The organism is Pseudomonas sp. BNK-15 (assembly GCF_047456105.1).
GTDB classification, from domain to species: domain Bacteria; phylum Pseudomonadota; class Gammaproteobacteria; order Pseudomonadales; family Pseudomonadaceae; genus Aquipseudomonas; species Aquipseudomonas putida_E.
Genome location: NZ_CP179898.1, coordinates 2,784,157 through 2,806,559 on the forward strand (window position 1 = coordinate 2,784,157; position 22,403 = coordinate 2,806,559).

General features: G+C 63.2%; 15 protein-coding genes. 9 read left to right on the plus strand and 6 right to left on the minus strand.

Annotation, left to right across the window (positions count from 1 at the left end; genetic code table 11):
- Positions 1 to 106 precede the first annotated feature (106 nt).
- Genes recC through recD form a run of 3 tightly spaced genes read left to right on the plus strand, consistent with a single transcriptional unit; the run spans position 107 to position 9,323 of the window.
- Complete coding sequence (gene recC / locus ACMGF5_RS12695; protein ID WP_414157830.1) at positions 107 to 3,583, plus strand: exodeoxyribonuclease V subunit gamma; 3,477 nt, start codon at positions 107 to 109, stop codon at positions 3,581 to 3,583.
- Positions 3,580 to 7,251: an exodeoxyribonuclease V subunit beta gene (recB, locus tag ACMGF5_RS12700; protein ID WP_414157831.1), complete on the plus strand. Its 3,672-nt coding sequence runs from the start codon at positions 3,580 to 3,582 to the stop codon at positions 7,249 to 7,251. The genes recC and recB overlap by 4 nt, the downstream gene beginning before the upstream one ends.
- Positions 7,248 to 9,323: an exodeoxyribonuclease V subunit alpha gene (recD, locus tag ACMGF5_RS12705; RefSeq protein WP_414157832.1), complete on the plus strand. Its 2,076-nt coding sequence runs from the start codon at positions 7,248 to 7,250 to the stop codon at positions 9,321 to 9,323. The genes recB and recD overlap by 4 nt, the downstream gene beginning before the upstream one ends.
- Before the next feature lie 221 nt (positions 9,324 to 9,544).
- On the opposite strand, the gene ACMGF5_RS12710 is transcribed toward recD, so the two are convergent.
- On the minus strand, positions 9,545 to 10,495 hold the full coding sequence (locus ACMGF5_RS12710) for a LysR family transcriptional regulator (RefSeq protein ID WP_414157833.1): 951 nt from the start codon (positions 10,493 to 10,495) through the stop codon (positions 9,545 to 9,547).
- 132 nt (positions 10,496 to 10,627) lie between these two features.
- Here ACMGF5_RS12710 and ACMGF5_RS12715 point away from each other — a divergent pair, with 132 nt between their 5' ends.
- Both ACMGF5_RS12715 and mmsB read left to right on the plus strand, forming a co-directional pair.
- The gene (locus ACMGF5_RS12715; protein WP_279931927.1) at positions 10,628 to 12,154 is read left to right on the plus strand and encodes a CoA-acylating methylmalonate-semialdehyde dehydrogenase; all 1,527 of its coding nucleotides are present in this window, start codon (positions 10,628 to 10,630) and stop codon (positions 12,152 to 12,154) included.
- A gap of 10 nt (positions 12,155 to 12,164) precedes the next feature.
- A complete protein-coding gene (mmsB, locus tag ACMGF5_RS12720; protein WP_174142287.1) occupies positions 12,165 to 13,052 on the plus strand; it encodes a 3-hydroxyisobutyrate dehydrogenase in 888 nt (295 codons plus the stop codon).
- Between the two features lie 132 nt (positions 13,053 to 13,184).
- Here mmsB and ACMGF5_RS12725 read toward each other — a convergent pair whose 3' ends face one another.
- Complete coding sequence (locus tag ACMGF5_RS12725) at positions 13,185 to 13,529, minus strand: cupin domain-containing protein (protein ID WP_003258412.1); 345 nt, start codon at positions 13,527 to 13,529, stop codon at positions 13,185 to 13,187.
- 123 nt (positions 13,530 to 13,652) lie between these two features.
- Positions 13,653 to 14,537, minus strand: coding sequence for a LysR family transcriptional regulator (locus tag ACMGF5_RS12730; RefSeq protein WP_174142289.1), 885 nt, complete (start codon positions 14,535 to 14,537; stop codon positions 13,653 to 13,655).
- Positions 14,538 to 14,615: 78 nt separating this feature from the next.
- Between ACMGF5_RS12730 and ACMGF5_RS12735 the strand changes: the two genes are divergently transcribed.
- Entirely contained in the window at positions 14,616 to 15,380 is a 765-nt protein-coding gene (locus ACMGF5_RS12735; RefSeq protein WP_204919666.1) for a sulfite exporter TauE/SafE family protein, read from the plus strand.
- On the opposite strand, the gene ACMGF5_RS12740 is transcribed toward ACMGF5_RS12735, so the two are convergent.
- Complete coding sequence (locus ACMGF5_RS12740) at positions 15,370 to 15,684, minus strand: putative quinol monooxygenase (protein ID WP_046784702.1); 315 nt, start codon at positions 15,682 to 15,684, stop codon at positions 15,370 to 15,372. The two genes, ACMGF5_RS12735 and ACMGF5_RS12740, sit on opposite strands and share 11 nt — an antisense overlap.
- Before the next feature lie 157 nt (positions 15,685 to 15,841).
- On the opposite strand from ACMGF5_RS12740, the gene ACMGF5_RS12745 reads away from it, so the two are divergent.
- The 3 genes from ACMGF5_RS12745 to ggt all read left to right on the plus strand — a co-directional run bounded on the left by ACMGF5_RS12745 (position 15,842) and on the right by ggt (position 19,203).
- Entirely contained in the window at positions 15,842 to 16,432 is a 591-nt protein-coding gene (locus tag ACMGF5_RS12745) for an NAD(P)H-dependent oxidoreductase (protein ID WP_115273566.1), read from the plus strand.
- Between the two features lie 89 nt (positions 16,433 to 16,521).
- On the plus strand, positions 16,522 to 17,418 hold the full coding sequence (locus tag ACMGF5_RS12750) for a LysR family transcriptional regulator (protein ID WP_115273567.1): 897 nt from the start codon (positions 16,522 to 16,524) through the stop codon (positions 17,416 to 17,418).
- Between the two features lie 117 nt (positions 17,419 to 17,535).
- The gene (gene ggt / locus ACMGF5_RS12755; protein ID WP_414157834.1) at positions 17,536 to 19,203 is read left to right on the plus strand and encodes a gamma-glutamyltransferase; all 1,668 of its coding nucleotides are present in this window, start codon (positions 17,536 to 17,538) and stop codon (positions 19,201 to 19,203) included.
- Positions 19,204 to 19,333: 130 nt separating this feature from the next.
- Here ggt and ACMGF5_RS12760 read toward each other — a convergent pair whose 3' ends face one another.
- The gene (locus ACMGF5_RS12760) at positions 19,334 to 21,253 is read right to left on the minus strand and encodes a methyl-accepting chemotaxis protein (protein WP_414157835.1); all 1,920 of its coding nucleotides are present in this window, start codon (positions 21,251 to 21,253) and stop codon (positions 19,334 to 19,336) included.
- Positions 21,254 to 21,440: 187 nt separating this feature from the next.
- On the minus strand, positions 21,441 to 22,325 hold the full coding sequence (locus tag ACMGF5_RS12765) for a neutral zinc metallopeptidase (RefSeq protein WP_046784707.1): 885 nt from the start codon (positions 22,323 to 22,325) through the stop codon (positions 21,441 to 21,443).
- Between the last annotated feature and the right edge of the window lie 78 nt (positions 22,326 to 22,403).

Below are 22,403 nucleotides of genomic sequence, written 5' to 3' on the forward strand. Positions count from 1 at the left end.
GAGCAGGTAGGGGTTTTGTCTTTTCTGGCTTTTACAGATCCCGGACTCGGCGGCTAGCCGTGATATCGTTCCCCATCAGCCCGAACTGCCTTCCAGAGAACCATCAATGGCCAACCCGACTTCACTCCATCCCGGCTTCATGATCGTGCACGGCAATCGCCTGGACGACTTGCGCAGCCTGGTGGTGAGCTGGATGCGGCGCTATCCGCTGGCCCCCCTGGAAAACGAAATCGCCCTGGTACAAAGCAATGGCATCGCCCAGTGGCTCAAGCTGGCCTTGGCCGAGGACCCGCTCGAAGATGACCAGGGTGGTTGTGGGATCGCTGCTGCCATCGAAGTGCAGTTGCCGGGCAGCTTCATGTGGCAGCTGTACAGAAAAGTCCTCGGGCGTGACGAGATTCCAGAGGTTTCCTTGCTCGACAAGGCCCCGCTGACCTGGCGACTCATGCGTTTGCTGCCAGCGCTGATCGAGCGCACGCATTTCGAACCGTTGCGACGCTTCCTCACCGACGACGGTGATCTACGCAAACGCTATCAGCTGGCAGAGCGCCTGGCTGACCTGTTCGACCAGTATCAGGTCTATCGTGCCGACTGGCTCAAGGATTGGGCTGCCGGCCAGCACGTCCTCAATACGGCCCGTGGCGAACGCAAACCCCTGGCACCTGGCAACCGCTGGCAGGCCGAGCTGTGGCGGGCCTTGCTCGAGGATGTAGGTGAACAAGGCATGGCCCAGAGCCGTGCAGGGGTGCACCAGCGATTCATCGAACGGATCAACAGCCTTGAGCAACCCCCTGCGGGTCTGCCTTCACGGGTAATCGTATTCGGTATCTCATCGCTGCCTGCCCAAGCGTTGGAGGCACTGGCAGGTCTTGCGCGGTTCAGCCAGGTATTACTGTGTGTGCACAACCCTTGTCGCCATCACTGGGCGGACATCGTCGCCGACAAGGACCTGCTGCGCCACCAGTACAAGCGCCAGCAGCGCAAGCAGGGCATGCCCGCGCAGTTGGATGACGAGTCCTTGCACCAGCACGCCCACCCCTTGCTTGCCGCCTGGGGCAAACAGGGCCGCGACTACATCAACCTGCTCGACAGTTATGATGACCCAGGCAGCTACCAGGGCGCATTCAGCGATGGACGCATCGACCTGTTCAGCGAAAGCGAGCCGGCAACACTGCTCAAGCAGCTGCAGGACGATATCCTCGAACTGCGCCCGCTTGCCGAAACCCGTGAGCTGTGGCCTGAGGTCGATCTGGCGCAAGACCGCTCCGTGCGCTTCCACATCGCCCACAGCCCACAACGCGAAGTAGAGATCCTGCACGACCAATTGTTGGCCCGCTTCAGTGCCGACCCCACCCTGCGCCCACGTGACGTCATCGTGATGCTCCCGGCAATCGACAACTATGCACCGCATATCCGTGCCGTTTTCGGCCAGCTACAGCGCAACGACCCGCGTTACATACCCTTCACCCTGACCGATCAGGGCCAGCGCGGGCGTGATCCATTGTTGATTGCCCTGGAGCATCTGCTCAAGCTGCCAGACAGCCGTTTCGCCGTCAGCGAAGTGCTCGATCTGCTGGACGTACCGGCTGTACGAACGCGTTTCGGGATCCGCGAAAGCGACCTGCCCACGCTGCACCGCTGGATCGAGGGCGCCGGTGTCCGTTGGGGGCTCAATGCCGAGCAGCGAGCGTCCCTGGGCCTGCCCGAAGGGCTGGAGCAGAACAGCTGGCGGTTCGGCCTGCGGCGTATGCTGTTGGGTTATGCCGTCGGTATGGGGGAGGGCTGTGACGGTATCGAACCTTACGACGAAATCGGCGGCTTGGATGCTGCGCTGATCGGCCCGTTGGTGGCCTTGCTCGACGCCCTCGATGTGGCCAACCATGCCCTCTCTCAGCCAGCCAATGCGGCCCAGTGGGGCGAGCGACTGAACGCGCTGTTGCAAGTGTTCTTCCTGGCAGAAGGCGAGCACGACGAATTCCTGCTCATGCAACTGCAGGAGCTGCGCGATAGCTGGCTACAGGTGTGCGAGACCGTAGGCTTGCAGGACTTGTTGCCCCTCACGGTCATACGCGAGGCGTGGTTGTCGGGCCTGGATCAGGGCAAGCTGTCCCAGCGTTTTCTTGCAGGTTCGGTAAACTTCTGCACCCTCATGCCGATGCGTGCCATCCCGTTTAGAGTGGTCTGCCTGCTTGGCATGAACGATGGCGATTACCCGCGCGCCCAGCAGCCGCTGGACTTCGACCTGATGGCCAGTGACTACCGCCCCGGCGACCGCTCGCGCCGCGAGGATGACCGTTACCTGCTGCTCGAAGCGTTGTTGTCCGCGCGCGATCAGCTGTACATCAGCTGGGTCGGCCGGAGCATCCGCGATAATAGCGAGCGCCCGGCATCTGTGCTCATAGGCCAACTGCGCGATCACCTGGCGGCAGGTTGGCGGCTGGCCGGTGGCAGCGGCAGCCAGCAAGCGGGCGAGCAGTTGTTGCATGCGTTGACTCAAGAGCACCCGCTGCAGCCCTTCAGCCCGCGTTATTTCCAGAAAGGCAGCGCGTTGTTCAGTTATGCCCATGAATGGCAGCTGCTGCACCAAGTCTGCGATGAGGCTAAACAGGCGGATGTCGGCCTGCCGGCTTACAGCAGCGATGAAGCCCTGACCCTTACGCAACTGCAGGACTTTCTGCGTCATCCGGTGCGTCACTTCTTCAGCCAGCGCCTGAAAGTGTTCTTCGAGGCGCTGGAGGCGCCGACGCCGGATGAGGAGCCGTTTGTCCTCGATGCCTTGCAGCGCTATAGCGCCAGTGAAAGCCTGCTCGGCGCGGCGCTGGCCGAGCCGGAAAACGCCGAGCAGGCGCTGCAAGCCCAGGCGCGCCGGCTGCAGGCGTGCGGCATGCTGCCGTTGGCCGGGTTCGGCGAGCTTCTACAGGCAGAGCTGATCCAGCCGCTGCCCGATCTGCTGCAACGCCATCGCCAATTGTTGCAGCGCTGGCCCAACGTGGTCGAGGGCGCACTGCCGATCCATTTCGAGCATGGCAGCCATCGCCTGGAGGGTTGGCTTGGCCGGGTGTATCAGGCCGATGACCAAAGCCTGTTGAGCATCACCACGGTGCCCAACACCATCAGCGCCGGGCGTAACAGCCTCAAGTGGCACCGGCTGATCGCCAGTTGGGTCATGCACCTGGCGGCGTGCGCCGAAGGCTATCCGCTGCATAGCGCCCTGTTGGCCAGCGACATCACCCTGCTGCTCGCGCCACTGCCACAACACGAAGCTGCCGAGCAGCTCGGCCATCTGCTGGTGTCACGCCAGGCCGCAATGAATGCGCCGCTGCCGGTCGCCGCCAAGACAGCGTTCGCCTGGCTGGCCCAGGACGATCCTGACAAAGCCCTCGCCGCAGCTGCCCGTGCTTACGAAGGTGATGGCCGCACCAGTTTCGGTGAGCGCAGCGAAAGCCTGGCCCTGGCCCGACAGTTCCGTGACTTCGCCGCACTCAGTGCCGACGAAACTTTTGAAGGCTGGTGCGAAACCCTGTACCGCCCGTTATTCAGCGCAGCCTGGCAGACGCTGGGCAACCCGGAGAGTGGCGCATGACCCAGGTCCGTCCCCTGGCACTGAGTTTCCCCCTGCATGGCAGCCAACTGATCGAAGCCAGTGCCGGTACCGGCAAGACGTTCACGATTTCGGCGCTTTATCTGCGGCTGATCCTCGGCCATGGCGGCGAGTGCGCTTTTGGCCGCGAGTTGTTGCCACCGCAGATCCTCGTGGTGACCTTCACCGATGCGGCCACCAAGGAACTGCGCGAGCGTATTCGCGCGCGCCTGGCCGAAGCTGCACGCTTCTTTCGCGGCGAGTTACAGGAAGCCGACCCGCTGCTGCACCAGCTACGTGACGATTACCCACCCGAGCACTGGCCGCGCTGCGCCAACCGCCTGGAGATCGCCGTACAGTGGATGGACGAAGCGGCAGTCTCGACCATTCATGGCTGGTGCCAGCGCATGCTTCGCGAGCATGCCTTCGACAGCGGCAGCCTGTTCACCCAGAGCCTGGAAACCGACCACAGCGACCTGCTTGGCCAGGTCATGCGCGACTACTGGCGGCGGTTCTGCTACGGCATGCACGGCGAGGCCCTGGGCTGGGTGCGTAGCCATTGGGGCAGCCCCGATGCATTGTTGCCCAGGATCCGCCCCCTGTTTGGTCGCGTGCGTGCGCAGCAGGATGAGCAAGAACCGCAAGCGCTGATTGATGCAGCGCTGCTGCAGCGCGCCGATCAGTTGCACCAGCTTAAAGCCCCATGGGCGCAATGGGTCGAGCAGTTGCAACAGATCTGCCGGGACGCCGTCGCCGCCAAGCAGGCCGATGGCCGCAAGCTGCAGGCGCGCTTCTTCGAACCCTGGTTCGACAAGTTACGCGCCTGGGCTGCTGATGAGCAGATAGTGGAACTTGACCTTGGGACTGGCTTTACGCGCCTGACTCCAGCAGGCATGGCCGAAGCCTGGAAGGTCGGTGAGCCTCCAGATCACCCAGCGCTGCACGCCATGCAAGACCTGCCACAACAGCTGCAGGCTCTGGCAAGCCCCGATGCACGCCTGCTCGAACACGCCGCTGCCTGGGTTTCGGCGCGCTTCGAGGTGGAAAAGCGCCGCCGCGCCGAAATGGGCTTCGATGACATGCTGCTGCGCCTGCAACATGCGTTGGCCAGTGAAGCCGGCGAGAGATTGGCAGGCCTGATTCGCGAACAGTTCCCGGTAGCCCTGATCGACGAATTCCAGGATACCGACCCGGTTCAATACGGCATCTTCGAGCGCATCTACCGCATCAGCGAAAATCGTGAGGAAACCGGCCTGTTCATGATCGGCGACCCCAAGCAGGCCATCTATGCCTTCCGGGGCGCCGACATTTACACCTACCTGTCCGCGCGGCGCGCCACCGCCGGCCGGCTGCACAGCCTGGACACCAACTACCGCTCCAGCGAGGCCATGGTGGCCGCTGTCAACCGGGTGTTTCTGCAGGCTGAAGCCCGTGAGCAAGGGCGGGGCGCCTTCCTGTTCCGCGAAGACGATGACAACCCGTTGCCGTTCATCGAGGTGCGCGCCAAGGGGCGCAGCGAACGCCTGCTGATCGACGGCCAAGCCATCGCGGCCCTGCAGTGCTGGCAACTGGAAAGCGACGACCCCGTCTCCAGCACACTGTACCGGCAGCAACTGGCGGCCAGTTGCGCCAGCCACATCGTCGCCCTGCTCAACGGTGCCCAGCGCGGCCAGAGCGGTTTCAGCAAGGCTGACGGTGAGCTGCGCCCGTGCCTGCCCTCTGACATCGCCATCCTTGTACGCGACGGCCATGAAGCGCAGCTGGTGCGAGCCGAGCTTGCCGCCCGTGACGTTCGCAGCGTGTACCTGTCCGACAAGGACTCGGTTTTCGCCGCCCAGGAGGCGCATGACTTGCTGGCCTGGCTCAAGGCCTGCGCCGAGCCGGACTCCGAGCGCCTGCTCAAGGCCGCCTTGGCCAGCCTGACCCTGGACCTGTCGCTGGCCGAACTGGACCAGCTGAACCAGGACGAGCGGGTCTGGGAAGACTGGGTAATGCGTTTTCGCCGCTACCGCGACACTTGGCAGCGCCAGGGCGTACTGCCGATGTTGCGGCACCTGCTGCACGACTTCCAGTTGCCGCGTACGCTCATTGCCCGCAGCGATGGCGAGCGGGTGTTGACCAACCTGCTGCACCTTGCCGAGCTGCTGCAGCAAGCGGCGGGCGAACTGGACGGCGAACAAGCGCTGATCCGCCATCTGGCCGAGCACCTGGCCAATGCCGGGCAGGCCGGTGAGGACCAGATCCTTCGCCTGGAGAGTGATGAACAACTGGTCAAGGTCGTGACCATCCACAAGTCCAAGGGCCTGGAATACCCCTTGGTCTACCTGCCGTTCATCTGCACCAGCAAACCGGTCGACGGTAGCCGCCTGCCGCTGGCCTGGCACGACAGCCAGGGCAATGCGCAGATGACCCTGACCCCCGACCCGGCACAGATTGCCCTGGCCGATGATGAACGCCTCGCTGAAGACCTGCGCCTGCTCTACGTGGCCCTCACACGTGCCCAGCACGCATGCTGGCTGGGCGTCGCCGACCTCAAGCGCGGTAACCAGAAAAGCTCGCAGCTGCACCGTTCCGCGCTCGGCTATCTGCTTGGTGGCGGAGTGCCACTGCAGGGCTCGGAACAACTGGCGGGCTGGCTGCAGAGCTTGCAGGCAGGCTGCCCGTACATTGCCTGCCCCGGCCTGCCGGAGGCTGACGAAGTGCGCTACTGCTCGCCCCATGCCGAACGCGAGCTGCTGCCTGCACGCAAGCCTCGTCGCGCAGCGGCGGAGCATTGGTGGATCGCGTCGTACAGCGCCTTGCGGGTGGGTGAACAGACACTGGGGGGCGACAGTTCCCAGGCCCAGCAGTTGCTCGACGATGAGGGGGTCGATGCTCAACTGCCCCGTGAGGTGCCCGCCGACAGCGGCGACATTCACCGCTTCCCGCGCGGGCCGAACCCCGGCACCTTCCTCCATGGTTTGCTTGAGTGGGCCGGGCGCGAAGGCTTCTCCGAGGTCGCCGCCAACCCCAAACTGATCGAGCGCACCGTCGGCCAGCGCTGCAACCGGCGCGACTGGACCGGCTGGATCCCGACACTCAGCGAATGGTTGCAGCAACTGCTGAACGAGCCACTGCCGGCCCGTGACATGAGCCTGACGTTGGCGCAGTTGCAGCACTATCAGATAGAAATGGAATTCTGGTTCGCCAGTCATCAGGTCGATGCAGAGCAACTGGACCGGTTGGTCGCCCGCCACACCCATCCAGGCGCAGCGCGCCCCGCTGCTCAGCCGACACTGCTCAACGGCATGTTCAAAGGCTTTATCGACCTGGCGTTCGAGCTCGATGGCCGCTACTACGTGGCCGATTACAAGTCCAACTGGCTTGGCCCGGATATCCAGGCCTATGACACGCTGGCCATGGAAAAGGCGATCCTGGAGCACCGCTACGACTTGCAATACGTGCTTTATCTGCTGGCCCTGCATCGCCAGCTGCGTGCACGGCTGCCCGATTACGATTACGACCGGCATGTGGGCGGTGCGCTGTTCATCTTCTTGCGCGGGGCCAGCAGCAGCGGCCACGGCGTGTACTTCGTCAAGCCGCCACGTGAGTTGATCGAGGCGCTCGATGCGCTGTTCCGTGGCGTTCACGCGCCTCAACAACAGGACCTGTTCGCCGGAGCTGCGCCATGAGCCGCACCCTTGATGACCTCTTGCCTACCCCACTGAACGCAGAGCACTTGCTGAGGCTGGCGCCACAACGCAACAGCGCAGACCTGCTGCAACTGCTCGACCGCTGGGTTGAGCGCGGCTGGTTGCGGGCTTTGGACCGGGCTTTCGTGTCCTTCCTGGAAGAGCTCGCACCCGGCAGCGATCCGCTGTTGCTGCTGGCCGCTGCGTTGGCCAGCCATCAACTGGGCCACGGGCATGTCTGCCTGGACCTGCAGCAAACCCTTGCCGAGCCGGATTTCGCCCTGTCGCTGCCGCCGGAGGGCGATGCTTTGGCAGGCCCGTTGCTGCTACCGTCGCAATTGCTCGCCAACCTCGACCTGCACACCTGGCGCGAGCGCATTGCCGCCAGCCCCCTGGTTGCAACTGGCAATACCCCTGGTCATAACGCCCGGCCATTGGTGATCAGCGGCGAGCGCCTCTACCTGCGCCGCTACTGGAGTTATGAGCGGCAGATAGACGAAACCCTGCGCCAGCGCCTGAGCCAGGACGAGGCCACGCCCGCCGACCTGCCTGCACGCCTTGCGCAGTTGTTCGACGAAGGCGCTCTGGCAGGCCAGGTCGATTGGCAGAAACTGGCCTGTGCCCTGGCCACCCGCGCCGGCTTCAGCATCATCACCGGGGGGCCGGGCACCGGCAAGACCACCACGGTAGTGCGCCTGCTGGCCTTGCTGCAGGCACCTGCAGTCGAGCAGGGCAGGCCTCTGCGCATTCGCCTCGCAGCGCCCACCGGCAAGGCTGCAGCACGCCTGACCGAATCCATTGGTCAGCAGGTCGAGCGCTTGCAGGTGAGTGCCGATGTCCGCGGGCAGATTCCTACCGATGTCAGCACCGTGCACCGGCTGCTCGGCAGCCGTCCGGGGTCGCGGCACTTCCGCCACCATGCAGGCAACCCGCTGCCGCTGGATGTGCTGGTGGTGGATGAAGCGTCGATGATCGACCTCGAAATGATGGCCAACCTGCTCAATGCCTTGCCACCCAAAGCCCGGTTGATCCTGTTGGGGGACAAGGACCAGCTGGCCTCGGTCGAGGCGGGCGCGGTGCTGGGCGACCTGTGCCGGGATGCCGAAGAGGGCTGCTACTCATCCGCTACCCAGGCATGGCTGGAGCAGATTGGCGGTCAGTCGCTGGCCGACAGTGGCCTGAAGGCCGGCGACGCGCAACGCAACCCATTGGCCCAGCAGGTGGTGATGCTGCGTTTTTCCCGGCGCTTTGGCGAAGGCAGCGGCATCGGCCAGCTGGCGCGCCTGGTCAACCGCCAGCAAGCCCAGGCGGCCCGCGACCTGTTGACCATGCCCCCGGCCGATGTATTCGGCCTGGCCCTGCGCGGCGAGCACGACCGCGCCTTTGATCGGCTGATACTGGACGGTCTGAACCGCGGCGCTGAGGGGCCACAAGGCTATCGTAGCTATCTGCGTACCATTGGCCGCCATCGTCCAGCGCCTGGCAGTGCTTTCGACGACCCGCACTGGGAGCAGTGGGCTGGCAAGGTGCTGCGCAGCTTTGAGGACTTCCAGTTGTTGTGCGCGGTGCGCAAGGGCGCCTGGGGGGTTGAAGGCCTTAACGAGCGAGTAGCGCGGGTGCTGCACAGCGCCGGGCTGATCGACAGCCAGCAGCCTTGGTACGAAGGGCGCCCGGTACTGGTGACGCGCAACGACTACGGCCTGGGCCTGATGAACGGTGACATCGGCATCGCCCTGCGCTTGCCGGACGAGCAGGGCGAGCCTTTGCTGCGCGTGGCCTTCCCACGCAACGACGGCAGTGGCGGGGTGCGTTTCGTGCTGCCCAGCCGGCTCAACGAGGTGGAAACGGTGTTCGCCATGACCGTTCACAAGTCCCAGGGCTCTGAGTTCAGCCACACCGCGCTGGTACTGCCCGATGCGCTCAACCCCGTGCTGACCAAGGAGCTGGTATACACCGGTATAACCCGGGCCAAGCATTGCTTCAGCCTGGTCGAGCCACGCCAGGGCATCTTTGAAGAAGCGGTGGCACGCAAGGTACGGCGTATCTCCGGGCTGATGCTCGAACAGGTGTGATGCACTGCTGTAGGAACTGCCGTTTGCCGCGAAAGGGCGCTCTCACCGCAATGATGGCGTTGCGCTATCGTTGAGCCGCGGCCAACGAGGCCTTTGAGCTGACTGCCAGAACCTCAGAGCAGCGGGCGCAAAGTGTGGCCAAGGTGTGCTTCCACAACTACATCGAAGGCAGTGGAAAGCGTGGGGCCGGTTTGCCGGCGATGGGCTGCACAGCAGCCCCATCACTCCTGAGCGAAACGCATCTCACGCGTTTGCCCCATCAACAACGGCGTATTCGCCTCCGTCACCCCACGAATGTAATCCCACAGCAAGGTAATGCGCTTCAACTTGCGCAGATCCTCCCGGCAATACATCCAGAATTGCCGCGTCACCTCGATCTGCTCAGGCAGCACCGTGACCAATCGCGCATCCTGCGCCGCCAGGAAACACGGCAAGATCGCCAACCCTCGCCCCTGCAACGCCGCCGTGTACTGTGCAATCACGCTGGTACTGCGAAGGTGCGCGCTGGCGTTGGGAATCAGGTTGGCCAGGTACAGCAGCTCTGAGCTGAACGCCAGGTCATCCACATAGCTGATGAACGGATGGCCAACCAGGTCGCTGACCTGGTTGATCGGCGCATGGTTGTCCAGGTAATCCTGGGTCGCATACAGCCGCAGGCGATAGTCGCACAGCTTGCAGCACACATAAGGCCCATGCTCTGGCCGCTCCAGGGCAATGACGATGTCCGCCTCACGCTTGGACAAGCTTATGAAGTGCGGCAGCGGCAGGATATCCACCGATATCGCCGGGTAGGCATCGACGAAATGGCTCAGCTGCGGGGTAACGAAAAAGCTGCCGAAGCCTTCGGTACAGCCCATGCGCACATGGCCCGACAACGCCACACCTGAACCGGACACCTGTTCGCAGGCCATGTGCAGCGTGCTTTCGATCGACTCCGCGTAGCCCAGCAAGCGCTGCCCCTCGGCGGTCAGGACAAAGCCGTTGGTCCGCGATTTTTCGAACAGCAACGTGCCCAGCGCGCCTTCCAGTGAAGTGATGCGCCGCGACACCGTGGTGTAGTCCACGCTCAGGCGTTTGGCCGCGCTGCTGGCCTTGCGGGTGCGTGCTACTTCGAGGAAGAACTTCAGATCGTCCCAGTTCAGCGCACTGAGAGAGGTCAGGTCTTTTTGCATGTTGATCCGGTTTTTTTGTGCGTTCTTGTTGGATGTTTGCACATCTATACTCGAAAAAAGCCCCATGACGCCACCTCGCGGTTGCACGGCGCTGGCGATCTCGTCCTGACAATAATTCCAAGGAGAACGCAGATGAACGCACCCCAATCCCCCGACCAGACCAAGGTCGAGCAGGTCAAGCTGCTGATCGACGGCCAGTGGGTCGAGTCGAAAACCACCGAATGGCGCGACATCGTCAATCCGGCTACCCAGCAGGTGCTGGCGCGAGTGCCGTTCGCCACCGTCGAAGAAGTGGATGCCGCCGTGGCCGCTGCCGAGCGCGCCTTCAAGACCTGGCGCGACACCCCGATCGGCGCACGCATGCGCATCATGCTCAAGCTGCAGGCGTTGATCCGCGAACACAGCAAGCGCATTGCCCTGACCCTGAGCGCCGAGCAGGGCAAGACCATTGCCGATGCCGAAGGTGATATTTTCCGCGGCCTGGAAGTGGTCGAGCACGCCGCCTCCATCGGCACCCTGCAGATGGGCGAGTTCGCCGAAAACGTCGCCGGGGGGGTCGACACCTACACACTGCGCCAACCCATCGGCGTGTGCGCCGGCATCACCCCGTTCAACTTCCCGGCGATGATCCCTCTGTGGATGTTCCCGATGGCCATCGTCTGCGGTAACACCTTCGTGCTCAAGCCGTCCGAGCAGGACCCGCTGTCGACCATGATGCTGGTCGAGCTGGCGCTGGAAGCCGGCGTGCCGGCCGGTGTGCTGAACGTGGTGCACGGCGGTAAGCAGGTGGTGGATGCGATCTGCACACACAAGGATATCAAGGCGATTTCCTTCGTCGGTTCCACCGAAGTCGGCACCCATGTGTATAACCTGGGCAGCCAGCACGGCAAGCGCGTGCAGTCGATGATGGGCGCGAAGAACCACGCCGTGGTCCTGCCCGATGCCAACCGCACCCAGACCATCAACGCCCTGGTCGGCGCAGCGTTCGGCGCGGCGGGTCAGCGCTGCATGGCCACCTCGGTGGCGGTGCTGGTGGGCAAGGCGCGTGAATGGCTGCCGGACATCAAGGACGCGGCCAGCAAGCTCAAGGTCAACGCCGGTAGTGAGCCAGGCACCGATGTCGGCCCGGTGGTCTCCAAGCGCGCCAAGGAGCGCGTACTAGGCCTGATCGAGAGCGGTATCAAGGAGGGCGCCAAGCTCGAACTCGACGGTCGCGACGTGAAAGTGCCGGGCTACGAGCAAGGCAACTTTGTCGGCCCGACGCTGTTCTCCGGGGTGAAGACCGACATGCAGGTTTACACTCAGGAAATTTTCGGCCCGGTACTGGTGACCCTGGAAGTCGACACCCTCGACGAGGCCATCGCCCTGGTCAATGCCAACCCGTTCGGCAACGGTACCGGCCTGTTCACCCAGAGCGGCGCGGCGGCGCGCAAATTCCAGAGCGAAATCGACATCGGTCAGGTCGGCATCAATATTCCGATCCCGGTACCGGTGCCGTTCTTCAGCTTCACCGGTTCGCGTGGCTCCAAGCTCGGTGACCTTGGCCCGTACGGCAAGCAGGTGGTGCAGTTCTACACTCAGACCAAGACCGTTACCGCCCGCTGGTTCGATGACGACAGCGTCAATGACGGTGTGAACACCACCATCAGCCTGCGCTAAGGAGATCGCCATGCGTATCGCATTCATCGGCCTGGGCAATATGGGTGCCCCCATGGCCCGCAACCTGATCAAGGCCGGGCACCAGCTGAACCTGTTCGACCTGAACAAGACCGTACTGGCCGAGCTCGCCGAACTGGGCGGGCAGGTCAGCGCCTCGCCCAAGGAAGCGGCAGCCAGCAGCGAACTGGTGATCACCATGCTGCCGGCCGCGACCCATGTGCGCAGTGTCTACCTGAACGACGACGGCGTGCTGGCGGGCGTGCGCCCGGGCACACCGACCGTGGACTGCAGCACCATTGATCCGCAGACTGCGCGCGAGGTGTCCAAGGCCGCTGCGGCCAAAGGCGTGGACATGGGCGATGCGCCGGTTTCCGGCGGCACCGGCGGCGCGGCGGCCGGCACACTGACCTTCATGGTCGGCGCCAGCACTGAACTGTTCGCCACGCTCAAGCCGGTGCTGGAGCAGATGGGCCGCAATATCGTGCATTGCGGCGAGGTCGGCACCGGGCAGATCGCCAAGATCTGCAACAACCTGTTGCTGGGCATCTCGATGATTGGCGTGTCCGAGGCCATGGCGCTAGGCAATGCGCTGGGCATCGATACCAAGGTGCTGGCGGGCATCATCAACAGCTCGACAGGGCGTTGCTGGAGTTCCGACACCTACAACCCGTGGCCGGGCATCATCGAAACCGCCCCGGCATCACGCGGCTATACCGGCGGGTTTGGCGCCGAGTTGATGCTCAAAGACCTGGGGCTGGCTACCGAGGCTGCGCGTCAGGCGCATCAGCCAGTGATTCTCGGTGCTGTGGCCCAGCAGCTCTATCAGGCAATGAGCCTGCGGGGTGAGGGTGGCAAAGATTTCTCGGCGATTGTCGAGGGGTACCGCAAGAAGAATTGACGAGCGAGGTGGACTTCATCGCGGGCCGGGCGGCCTTCCCTCTGTAACTGCGCACCAGAGGGAAGGGCACTTGCTCCGCGATTTTTTTGTCTGTTGAGGCCCTTCGCCGGGGACAACAAACAACACGTTGGATCAGGCGAAAACGAAATACTTGCGTACCGTCTCAACCACTTCCCAAGTCCCTTTCATCCCAGGTTCGATCACGAACACATCACCCGCCTTCAGGTGCTTGGGCTCCTCACCTTCCGGAGTGATGATGCAATAGCCATCGAGGAAGTGGCAGAACTCCCACTTCTCGTAGTTGACCTCGAATTTGCCCGGTGTGCAGATCCAGGTGCCCATGATCTTGCTGCCGTCGGCCGACAGGTAGGCATTGAGGTTGACGGTGTGTGGATCGCCGCCGATGCGCTTCCACTTGGTGGCGTCCACGACCGGCGTCGGGCAGGTTTCGCGCAGGACGGTAATGAAATCGGACATGGCACAACTCCTGGTGACTGGCTGAATGACTCGACACCATAGGGCCATTGGCCGAGCCGCAGTTGCCTGGGCTCGACGCTCAGGTGCCTGACTGCGCTATGCGCATGCGTGTGGGATGAGCGTTCAAGCCTTTGCCAGCCGTTCGACCAACCCGGCCGCATAGCCCGGCAACGCCGCAAAATCCCGTGCGCACAGCCGCAAGCGGCGATTCGCCCAATCCTCGCGCAGCGCCACCCAGTGCAGCGGCAACAGGCCTTCCCAGCGCTTCACTGCCGCCAGCGGCACCACGCCAACCCCGGCGCCACCCGCAACCATGCGGATCACCCCGTCAAAGCCTTCGGCGCGCACCCGTACGCGCATGCGCCTACCTTCGCGCAGGGCCTGTTCCTCCAGATACAACGCCAGGGCGCTGTTCGCACCGAGCCCGACATGCTCGTGGGCAAGGCTGTCGATGAAGCTTGGGGCAGGCTCCGAGCTGAGGGGGTGAGCCCGCGGTGTGATCAGCGCTAGCGGGTCGTCTCGAAACGGTCGGGTTTGCAGGTGCGTGCTGGGCGCAGCGGTGGAGATGATGCCCAGGTCGGCCATGCCTTGGGTGATCGACTGCACGATCCTCAGGCTCGGCATTTCCTGCACGTCGACGCTCACGCCAGGGTTGTCGGCCAGATACCCGGCCAGCAGCTCCGGCAGGTATTCGGTCAGCGCCGCCGTGTTGCACAGCAGGCGTACCTGGCCCTGCTGCCCCTGAGCGTACTGGCCCAGGTCGAACTGCATGCGTTCGACCTGCTGGCCGATCAACCGCGCATGCTGAAGCAGCGCCTGGCCAGCCGGGGTCGGTTGCACACCGCGGCGGTTGCGTTCCAGCAACGCAGTACCGAGTGAGGCTTCCATGGCGCGGATTCGCGCACTGGCAGCAGGCAGCGACAGGTGGCTGCTGCGGGCCCCGGCCGTGATGTTGCCGCACTCCAGGGTGTGCCGGAACAGCGTGAGATCAATCAGGTCGAAATGCATCAGCCTCTGTCCTGGCGAGAGTCAGGGTGAGTATATGGCAGATTTTCAGCCACTGCGGTGCACGCCATGATGGTGGTCATGAATAACCTGATCGCTTTCTATCAACATATCGGGCCGGCCTTGTCCCTGCTGGTAATCGTGACTTTCGTGCTGGCTGGCGCGGTAAAAGGCGTGATCGGCCTGGGCCTGCCGACCATTGCGATGGGGCTTTTGGGCCTGGCTATGCCTCCGGCGCAGGCTGCCGCCTTGCTGATCGTGCCATCGACCATCACCAATCTCTGGCAACTGGCGGCGGGCGGCCATCTGTCGGCGTTGCTGCGGCGTCTTGGGCCGATGCTCGCCATGATTTTCATCGGCACGCTGGTCGGCAGTGCCTGGTTGGGGATCAACAGTGGCCCATGGGCGGCGCACGCGTTGGGCGCGGCGCTGCTGGTGTATGCGGTGTATGGCTTGATCGGGCCTGGCCTGCGGCTGGCGCCGGGCAGGGAAGGGTGGCTGGGACCAGTGTGCGGGGGGGTGACCGGCATCGTGACTGCCGCCACGGGTGTATTCGTGATGCCCGCAGTGCCCTACCTGCAGAGCCTTGGCCTGAGCCGAGACGAAATGATCCAGGCATTGGGCCTGTCGTTCACCGTCTCGACCGTGGCGCTGGCCCTGGGGCTGGCCGGGCAAGACGCCCTGGGCAGCCAGGCACTGGGCGCTTCATTGCTGATGCTGGCGCCCGCGCTGCTGGGCATGCTGGCTGGCCAGTGGTTGCGGCAGCGCATCAGCGCCGAGCTGTTCAAACGGTGCTTCTTCATCGGCCTGGCCGCGCTGGGCGGCCATCTGCTGATCAACGGCTAGCGGAGGACGCACTGAGCATTTCGATCAGCTGGATATCGAAGTCGCGCTCCAGGTAGTCCATACGTTTTTCGAAGAACTCGACCATATGCGGCAGGGCCGAATGCACGTCCAACGCTGCTTTGTTGGCCCACACCTCAAAGAATACGAACAGGCTCGGGTCTTCCTTGTCGCGCAGCATGTGGTATTCGATGCAGCCAGGCTCATTGCGGCTCGGTTCAACGTAAGCACGGAACAGGGTATCGAAGGCGTCGGCCATTTCCGGACGGGTCTTTGCCTTGAGAATGAAGGCGTATTGCTCGCTCATTGATCACAACTCGTTGGTGGAGGGTGAAGCGATTCTAAGGCAATAATAAGCTTCGTATTCGTGACTTATGGTCAATTGTATTTTGCCCCGCTCACCCTGTATCCCGTGACCCTGAATCGCTAATCTGCCGGCCATTGATTCTTGACTTGAGGTCAGCATGAAAAAGATTCTCCTGCTCAATGGCGGTAAACAATTCGCCCATTCCGAAGGTCGCCTTAACCAGACTTTGCACGACGCCGCCCTTGCTCATCTCGACCGAGCCGGTTTCGACGTGCAGCAAACCTTCATCGACGCGGGCTACGACGTGCAGGCAGAGGTGGCGAAGTTCCTCTGGGCCGATGTGGTGATCTACCAGATGCCGGGCTGGTGGATGGGCGCACCCTGGACCGTGAAGAAATACATCGACGAAGTCTTCACAGCAGGCCACGGCAGCCTCTACGCCAACGACGGCCGGACTCGCTCGGATGCTTCGCAGAAGTACGGCAGCGGCGGTCTGGTGCAGGGCAAGCAGTACATGCTGTCGCTGACCTGGAACGCACCGCAGCAGGCCTTCGACGACCCGAGCGATTTCTTTGAGGGCAAAGGGGTGGATGCAGTGTATTTCCCGTTCCACAAGGCCAATGAGTTTCTTGGCATGACCGGCCTGCCGACCTATCTGGCAGTCGATGTGATGAAGCGCCCGGATGTGCCGGCTGCATTGGCAGCTTATGAGGCGCATCTGAATAAAGTGTTCGGCATGGCTCGGTAAGTGCCTTTCAATAGGGCCGCTTCGCGCCCCCTTGCATAGAAGCCGATCAGCCGCTATCAATCACGGCATATCATTGTCAGGCCAATCCTGTGAAAACCCGATCCGAAGAACTCCAGGTATTCGTCGCCGTTATCGACTGCGGTTCGATTTCCGCTGCCGCCGAGCAACTGGGGCAGACCCCTTCGGCGGTCAGCCGCACATTGTCGCGCCTGGAGGCAAAGCTGGGCACTACGCTGGTCAATCGCACCACCCGGCGCATGGACCTGACCGAAGAAGGGCGCTTCTTCCTGGAACGCTCACGGTTGGTGCTCGAGCAGATGAATGACATGGAAGAGCGCCTGTCGATGAACCGCCAGACGCCTTCCGGGCGCCTGCGCATCAACGCCGCAGCGCCGTTCATGCTGCACGCGATCTTGCCGTGGATCGGTGAATTTCGCAGCCAGTACCCCGACATCGAGTTGGAACTGAACACCGATGACCTGATCATCGACCTGCTGGAGCAGAGCACCGACGTGGCGATCCGCATCGGTGAGCTGGCCGACTCCAGCCTGCACGCGCGTTCGCTGGGGTGCAGCCCGGTGCAGGTACTGGCAAGTCCGGCGTACCTTGAGCGGCACGGTACACCGCAGCATGTCGAAGACCTGAACCATCACTGCCTGCTCGGTTTCAGCCAGCCCGAGTCACTCAACCAGTGGCCGCTGCGCCATGCCCAGGGCGACCGCTGGGCGATCCGCCCGGCGCTGATCGCCTCCAGCGGCGAGACCCTGCGCCAGTTGGCGCTGGCCGGGGAGGGTATCGTCAGCCTGTCGCACTTCATGACCCACGAGGACATCCGCGCCGGCCGCCTGCAGGTCATTCTGAGCGAGGCCAACAACGGCTACCGCCAGCCGATCCACGCTGTTTACTACCGCAACACGCAACTGGCCCTGCGCATCCAGTGCTTCCTCGACTTCATCCAGCGCAAACTGGCGATGTACGCCTGCTGAGTTGCCTGAACGCGACAAATCCTGTCCAAGGGCGGCGAAACTTCCTACATGTGATTGCACAGTCGAGACGCTTCGGCCTTACTGAGTGATCAACAAAAACAACACCAAGGAAGTGTCATGCGTATTGTCCTGTTCCAGTCCATGGCCCTCGGCGCCGCGATCTTGAGCTGTTCATCGGCCTATGCGGTAACCCTGGAGGGTGGCGCGGTGGCCGCGCCCGATCAATATGGCGCACAGGTAGCCGCCGACATCCTGAAAAAAGGTGGCAACGCGGTGGATGCAGCAGTGGCTACCGCCTTCACTCTGGCGGTGACCTACCCTGAGGCCGGCAACATCGGTGGCGGCGGTTTCATGACCCTGTTCGTCGACGGCAAGCCGTATTTCCTCGACTACCGGGAAGTGGCGCCCAAGGCCGCGACCCGCAACATGTACCTGGACGAAAAAGGCGAGGTGATCGAGAACCTCAGCCTGGTCGGCGTGCGCGCAGCCGGCGTGCCCGGCACGGTGATGGGCCTGTGGGAAGCGCACGAGAAATTCGGCAAGCTGCCCTGGAGCGAGCTGCTGACCCCCGCCATCGGCTATGCGAAAAACGGCTTCAAGGTTGCCGAAAAGCAGTACCAGTATCGCAATGACGCGCAGGGCCTGTTCAAGACCGCGACCAACTTCAACGACTATTTCGGCACCATGAAGGTGGGCGAGCTGTTCAAGCAGCCAGAGATGGCCCAGACCCTCGAACGTATTGCCGACAAGGGCGTGAGCGAGTTCTACCAGGGCAAGACCGCCGACCTGCTGGTGGCGCAGATGCAGGCTGACAAAGGCCTGATCACCAAAGAAGACCTCAAGGACTACAAGGCCGTCTGGCGTGAGCCCATGGCCCTGAGCTGGCGCGGCAACGTGGTCTACACCGCGCCACCGCCAAGCTCGGGCGGCGTTGCACTGGCCCAGTTGCTGGGCATCAAGGAAGACCGTGCGGCTGATTTCAAAGGCGTGGCGCACAATTCGGCGCAATACATTCACCTGCTGGCCGAGATCGAGAAGCGCGTGTTCGCCGACCGCGCCGACTACCTGGGCGACCCGGCCTTCACCAAGGTGCCGGTCGACCAGCTGATCGCCAAGGATTACCTGGCCAAGCGCGCCGCGCAGGTCAACTCCAAGGCCATTTCCGCGACCGACGATGTCAAACCGGGCCTGGAGCCGCACCAGACCACGCACTTCTCGATCGTCGACAAACAGGGCAACGCGGTCAGCAATACCTACACCCTCAACCTCGACTACGGCAGTGGTGTGGTGGTCAAGGGCGCGGGCTTTTTGCTCAACGACGAAATGGACGACTTCAGTGCCAAGCCGGGCGCAGCCAATGCCTTTGGTGTAGTGGGCGGTGATGCCAACGCTATCGAGCCGGGCAAGCGCATGCTGTCGTCCATGAGCCCGAGCCTGATGACCCGCGATGGCAAGGTTGCACTGGTGATCGGTACGCCCGGCGGCTCGCGGATCTTCACTTCGATCTTCCAGGTGATGAACAACCTGTACGACTACGGCATGCCCCTGGACAAGGCCGTGGCGGCGCAGCGTGTGCACCACCAGTTGTTGCCCAAGGACACCATCTACTTCGACAGCTACGCACCGCTGAGCGGGCCGGTAGCCGACGACCTGAAGAAGATGGGTTACGTGCTGGAGGATCAGGGCTGGGAGATGGGGGATATCCAGGCGATCCGGGTGAACGGGGCGAAGCTTGAGACGGCTTCGGATCCGCGTGGGCGCGGGGTGGGGATGGTCGTTAAATAATCGGCTGTCAGCTCTACCATCATCACCGGCAAGCCGGCTCCTACTGATATCGCGCAGCCTCGAGCCTTGCGTATCCCTGATGGAGCCGGCTTGCCGACAATGGGCCGCAAAGCGGCCCTAAAGTACGAGGTCAGACGCGGAACTGGCTGACCAGCGTCTGCAGGTGCCCACCCAGGCGCGCCAGCTCGACACTGGACGCCGCGGTCTCATCACTGGCCGCTGCGGTCTGCTCCGACACATCGCGCACATTCAGGATGCTGCGGCTGATCTCCTCAGCCACCGCACTCTGCTGCTCGGCTGCCGCGGCAATCTGCTGGTTCATCGACTGGATGCTCGACACCGTGCTGGTGATGTTTTCCAGCGAAGTGCCGGCTTTGCGCGCCAGTTCGACACTGCTGTCGGTCAGGGTGCGGCTGCCTTGCATGGCGTTGGCCACTTGCTGGGTGCCATGTTGCAGGCCAGCCACCAATTCTTCGATCTCTTCGGTGGATTTCTGCGTACGCTGGGCCAAACCACGTACCTCGTCGGCGACCACGGCAAAGCCACGGCCAGCCTCACCGGCACGGGCGGCTTCGATGGCAGCGTTGAGCGCCAGCAGGTTGGTCTGTTCGGCTACCGACTTGATCACATCCATGACACTGCCGATTTTCTGGCTTTCTTGCTGCAGCAGGTTCATGGCTTCGGTGGAGCGGTGCACTTCCTCGGCCAGGCGTTCGATCTGGCTGATCGCTTCACCGACCACGCGATCACCTGCGCGTGCTTCGTCATCGGCGCCGGTCGCTGCGTGCGAAGCCTGCTCGGCATTGCGCGCCACTTCCTGAACGGTCGCGGCCATTTCGTGCATGGCGGTAGCGACCTGGTCGGTTTCGACCTTCTGGCTGTTTGCGCCAGCGCTGGTCTGCTCGGTGACCGCCGACAGTTCCTCAGCGGCGCTGGCGATCTGCGTGACACCGTCGCGGATGCCGGTGATGAGCTCGCGCAGGGTGGTGCCCATGCGGGCGATGCCCTGCTGCAGCACGCCGATTTCGTCGCGACGGGTAACACGCAGGTCGTGGGTGAGGTCGCCACCAGCGATGCGCTCCACCGCTTGCAGCGTGTCATGCAGCGGGCGGGTGATCTGGCGGGTGATCAGCACCGCCGCCAGTACACCGACCAGCAGGGCCAGCAACGTGGCGATGGTCTGCAGGCTGCGCGCCTGGGCGCTCTCGGCGTCGCGGCGGTCGATCTGGATCTTGTACAGCGCGTCGCTGCGCTTGACGATATCGCCGCCCTGCACGGTCATCTCTGCACGGGCGGTGGTGATGTCGGCGACTGCATCGCGGAACTGGCGCACGGCCTCGCGGTAGGCCTGTATCGATTGCTCCAACTGCTGCACGCGCGTGGCTTCGGCAGGCAGCTGACGCTTCAGGTTGTCGATCTCGGCAAGCGCCGACTCCAGCTGGCGCAGGGCGGCCTGTTCGTTGGCCGCAGAGTTGTCGGCAATGTAACCGCGCACATCCACTCGCACTTGCAGCAGTTGCTGGCGCGCCTTGCTGATCAGTTGGTATTGCGCCAGGCGCACGCTATCGGCTTCGGGGCGGCCCATGACGTCCTGGCCAAGAACTTCCATGGCCTCGTCGGCTTTGGCGGCCGATACATTCATCGCGTCACGTGCAGCCAGCGAGCCTTTGTAGCCGGCACGCATCTTGTTCAGCGAAACCTCGTACTCGCTGATGGTCTGGCCCAGTTCTTTGAGCAGCTTGACGTTTTCCGGGCTCTTGAAAGTACTGACCAGGTATTGTTGCTGCTTGCTGAAGGCATCCAGCTTGGCCTGGGTGTTGGCTGCGGCAGCATCGTCGCCATTGGCGATCATGTACTGCAGGCGCGCCACGCGCAGGTCGGTCAGGTCTTTGTTGAGCTTGCCGATATCGCCCATCCAGTTGCTGCGGTCGATGAGGCTGCCCAGGCTGTTCCAGCCGGTCAGGGCCAGCAGGCCGGTGAGGACCAGCACCAGGCCGAAGCCCAGGCCGAGTTTGAGGTTGACGCTGATGTTGGCAAACCAGCTGTTCATGCACGCTCTCCAGAAATGATTTCGCTCACTTGATCAATGTTCGATCGCGAGGCGTTGTTGTTCTGGATGCCCGCTGAATCGTGCAGGGGTTATCGGCAAATGGCGGGGAAGCTGAAACGCTTTTTCAGCTCAATTGCAACACCACGCGCGGCAGCGGGCTTGCCGCGCGCAGGGACCCCTTGAAATTTCAAAGGCTTCGCGCACTGAACGTGTCGCAGCTGTTCACATCGCCCTGGGCAAACCCGGCCTTGAACCAACGCACCCGCTGCGCCGAGGTGCCGTGGGTAAAGGAGTCAGGTACCACGCGCCCCTGGCCCTTTTGCTGCAGTCGGTCATCACCGATGGCATTGGCAGCATTGAGTGCTTCCTCGACATCCCCTGGCTCCAGCCAGTTCAGGCGTTGCTGCGCCTGGTAAGCCCATACACCGGCCAGGCAGTCGGCCTGCAATTCCTGGCGCACCAGCAAGCCATTGTCACCCTCCAGGCGCTGGCCTGCACGGCGCGCGGCATCGACCTTGGCCGACACGCCAAGCAAGGTTTGCACGTGGTGGCCGATCTCGTGGGCGATCACGTAGGCCTGGGCGAAGTCGCCTGCGGCGGCGAAGCGGGTTTCCATTTCACGGAAGAACGACATGTCCAGGTACACCCGCTGGTCGGCCGGGCAGTAGAACGGCCCCACCGCCGCTGAAGCGAAGCCGCAGGCGGAATTCACCTGGCCGCTGAACAGCACCAGCTTAGGGTCGCGATACTGCTTGCCAGCCTGCGAGAACAGAGCCTTCCAGGTGTCTTCGGTGTCGCCCAGGATCGAGGCGACGAACTGGGCCTGCTCGTCGTTGGCCGCTGGGGCCTTGTTGCCCGCACCGCTTGGGGCTTGCTGCTGCTCCATCTGGCCAGTGAGCTGGCCGAGGATCTGCAGCGGGTCCTGGCCAGTGAGCCAACCGATGCCGACGATCAGCAGGATGGCCCCGAGCCCCAGGCCCTTGCCGCCGCCAAAGCGCATGCCACCACCGCCGCCGCCTTGGCCACGGGCATCGACCACATTGTCGCTACGACGGCCTTTTCGCCATTCCATGAAGTGCACTCCAGAGCCTGAAACATGAAGACAAAGGTTAGTTCACGCCAGCCAAAGGTACTAATGCATAACCATTTG

Excerpts from the sequence above, each read along its gene's own strand:
- recC (WP_414157830.1), top strand. The coding sequence starts at position 107 with ATGGCCAACCCGACTTCACTCCATCCCGGCTTCATGATCGTGCACGGC.
- recB (WP_414157831.1), top strand. The coding sequence starts at position 3,580 with ATGACCCAGGTCCGTCCCCTGGCACTGAGTTTCCCCCTGCATGGCAGC.
- recD (WP_414157832.1), top strand. The coding sequence starts at position 7,248 with ATGAGCCGCACCCTTGATGACCTCTTGCCTACCCCACTGAACGCAGAG.
- ACMGF5_RS12710 (WP_414157833.1), bottom strand. The coding sequence starts at position 10,495 with ATGCAAAAAGACCTGACCTCTCTCAGTGCGCTGAACTGGGACGATCTG.
- ACMGF5_RS12715 (WP_279931927.1), top strand. The coding sequence starts at position 10,628 with ATGAACGCACCCCAATCCCCCGACCAGACCAAGGTCGAGCAGGTCAAG.
- mmsB (WP_174142287.1), top strand. The coding sequence starts at position 12,165 with ATGCGTATCGCATTCATCGGCCTGGGCAATATGGGTGCCCCCATGGCC.
- ACMGF5_RS12725 (WP_003258412.1), bottom strand. The coding sequence starts at position 13,529 with ATGTCCGATTTCATTACCGTCCTGCGCGAAACCTGCCCGACGCCGGTC.
- ACMGF5_RS12730 (WP_174142289.1), bottom strand. The coding sequence starts at position 14,537 with ATGCATTTCGACCTGATTGATCTCACGCTGTTCCGGCACACCCTGGAG.
- ACMGF5_RS12735 (WP_204919666.1), top strand. The coding sequence starts at position 14,616 with ATGAATAACCTGATCGCTTTCTATCAACATATCGGGCCGGCCTTGTCC.
- ACMGF5_RS12740 (WP_046784702.1), bottom strand. The coding sequence starts at position 15,684 with ATGAGCGAGCAATACGCCTTCATTCTCAAGGCAAAGACCCGTCCGGAA.
- ACMGF5_RS12745 (WP_115273566.1), top strand. The coding sequence starts at position 15,842 with ATGAAAAAGATTCTCCTGCTCAATGGCGGTAAACAATTCGCCCATTCC.
- ggt (WP_414157834.1), top strand. The coding sequence starts at position 17,536 with ATGCGTATTGTCCTGTTCCAGTCCATGGCCCTCGGCGCCGCGATCTTG.
- ACMGF5_RS12760 (WP_414157835.1), bottom strand. The coding sequence starts at position 21,253 with ATGAACAGCTGGTTTGCCAACATCAGCGTCAACCTCAAACTCGGCCTG.
- ACMGF5_RS12765 (WP_046784707.1), bottom strand. The coding sequence starts at position 22,325 with ATGGAATGGCGAAAAGGCCGTCGTAGCGACAATGTGGTCGATGCCCGT.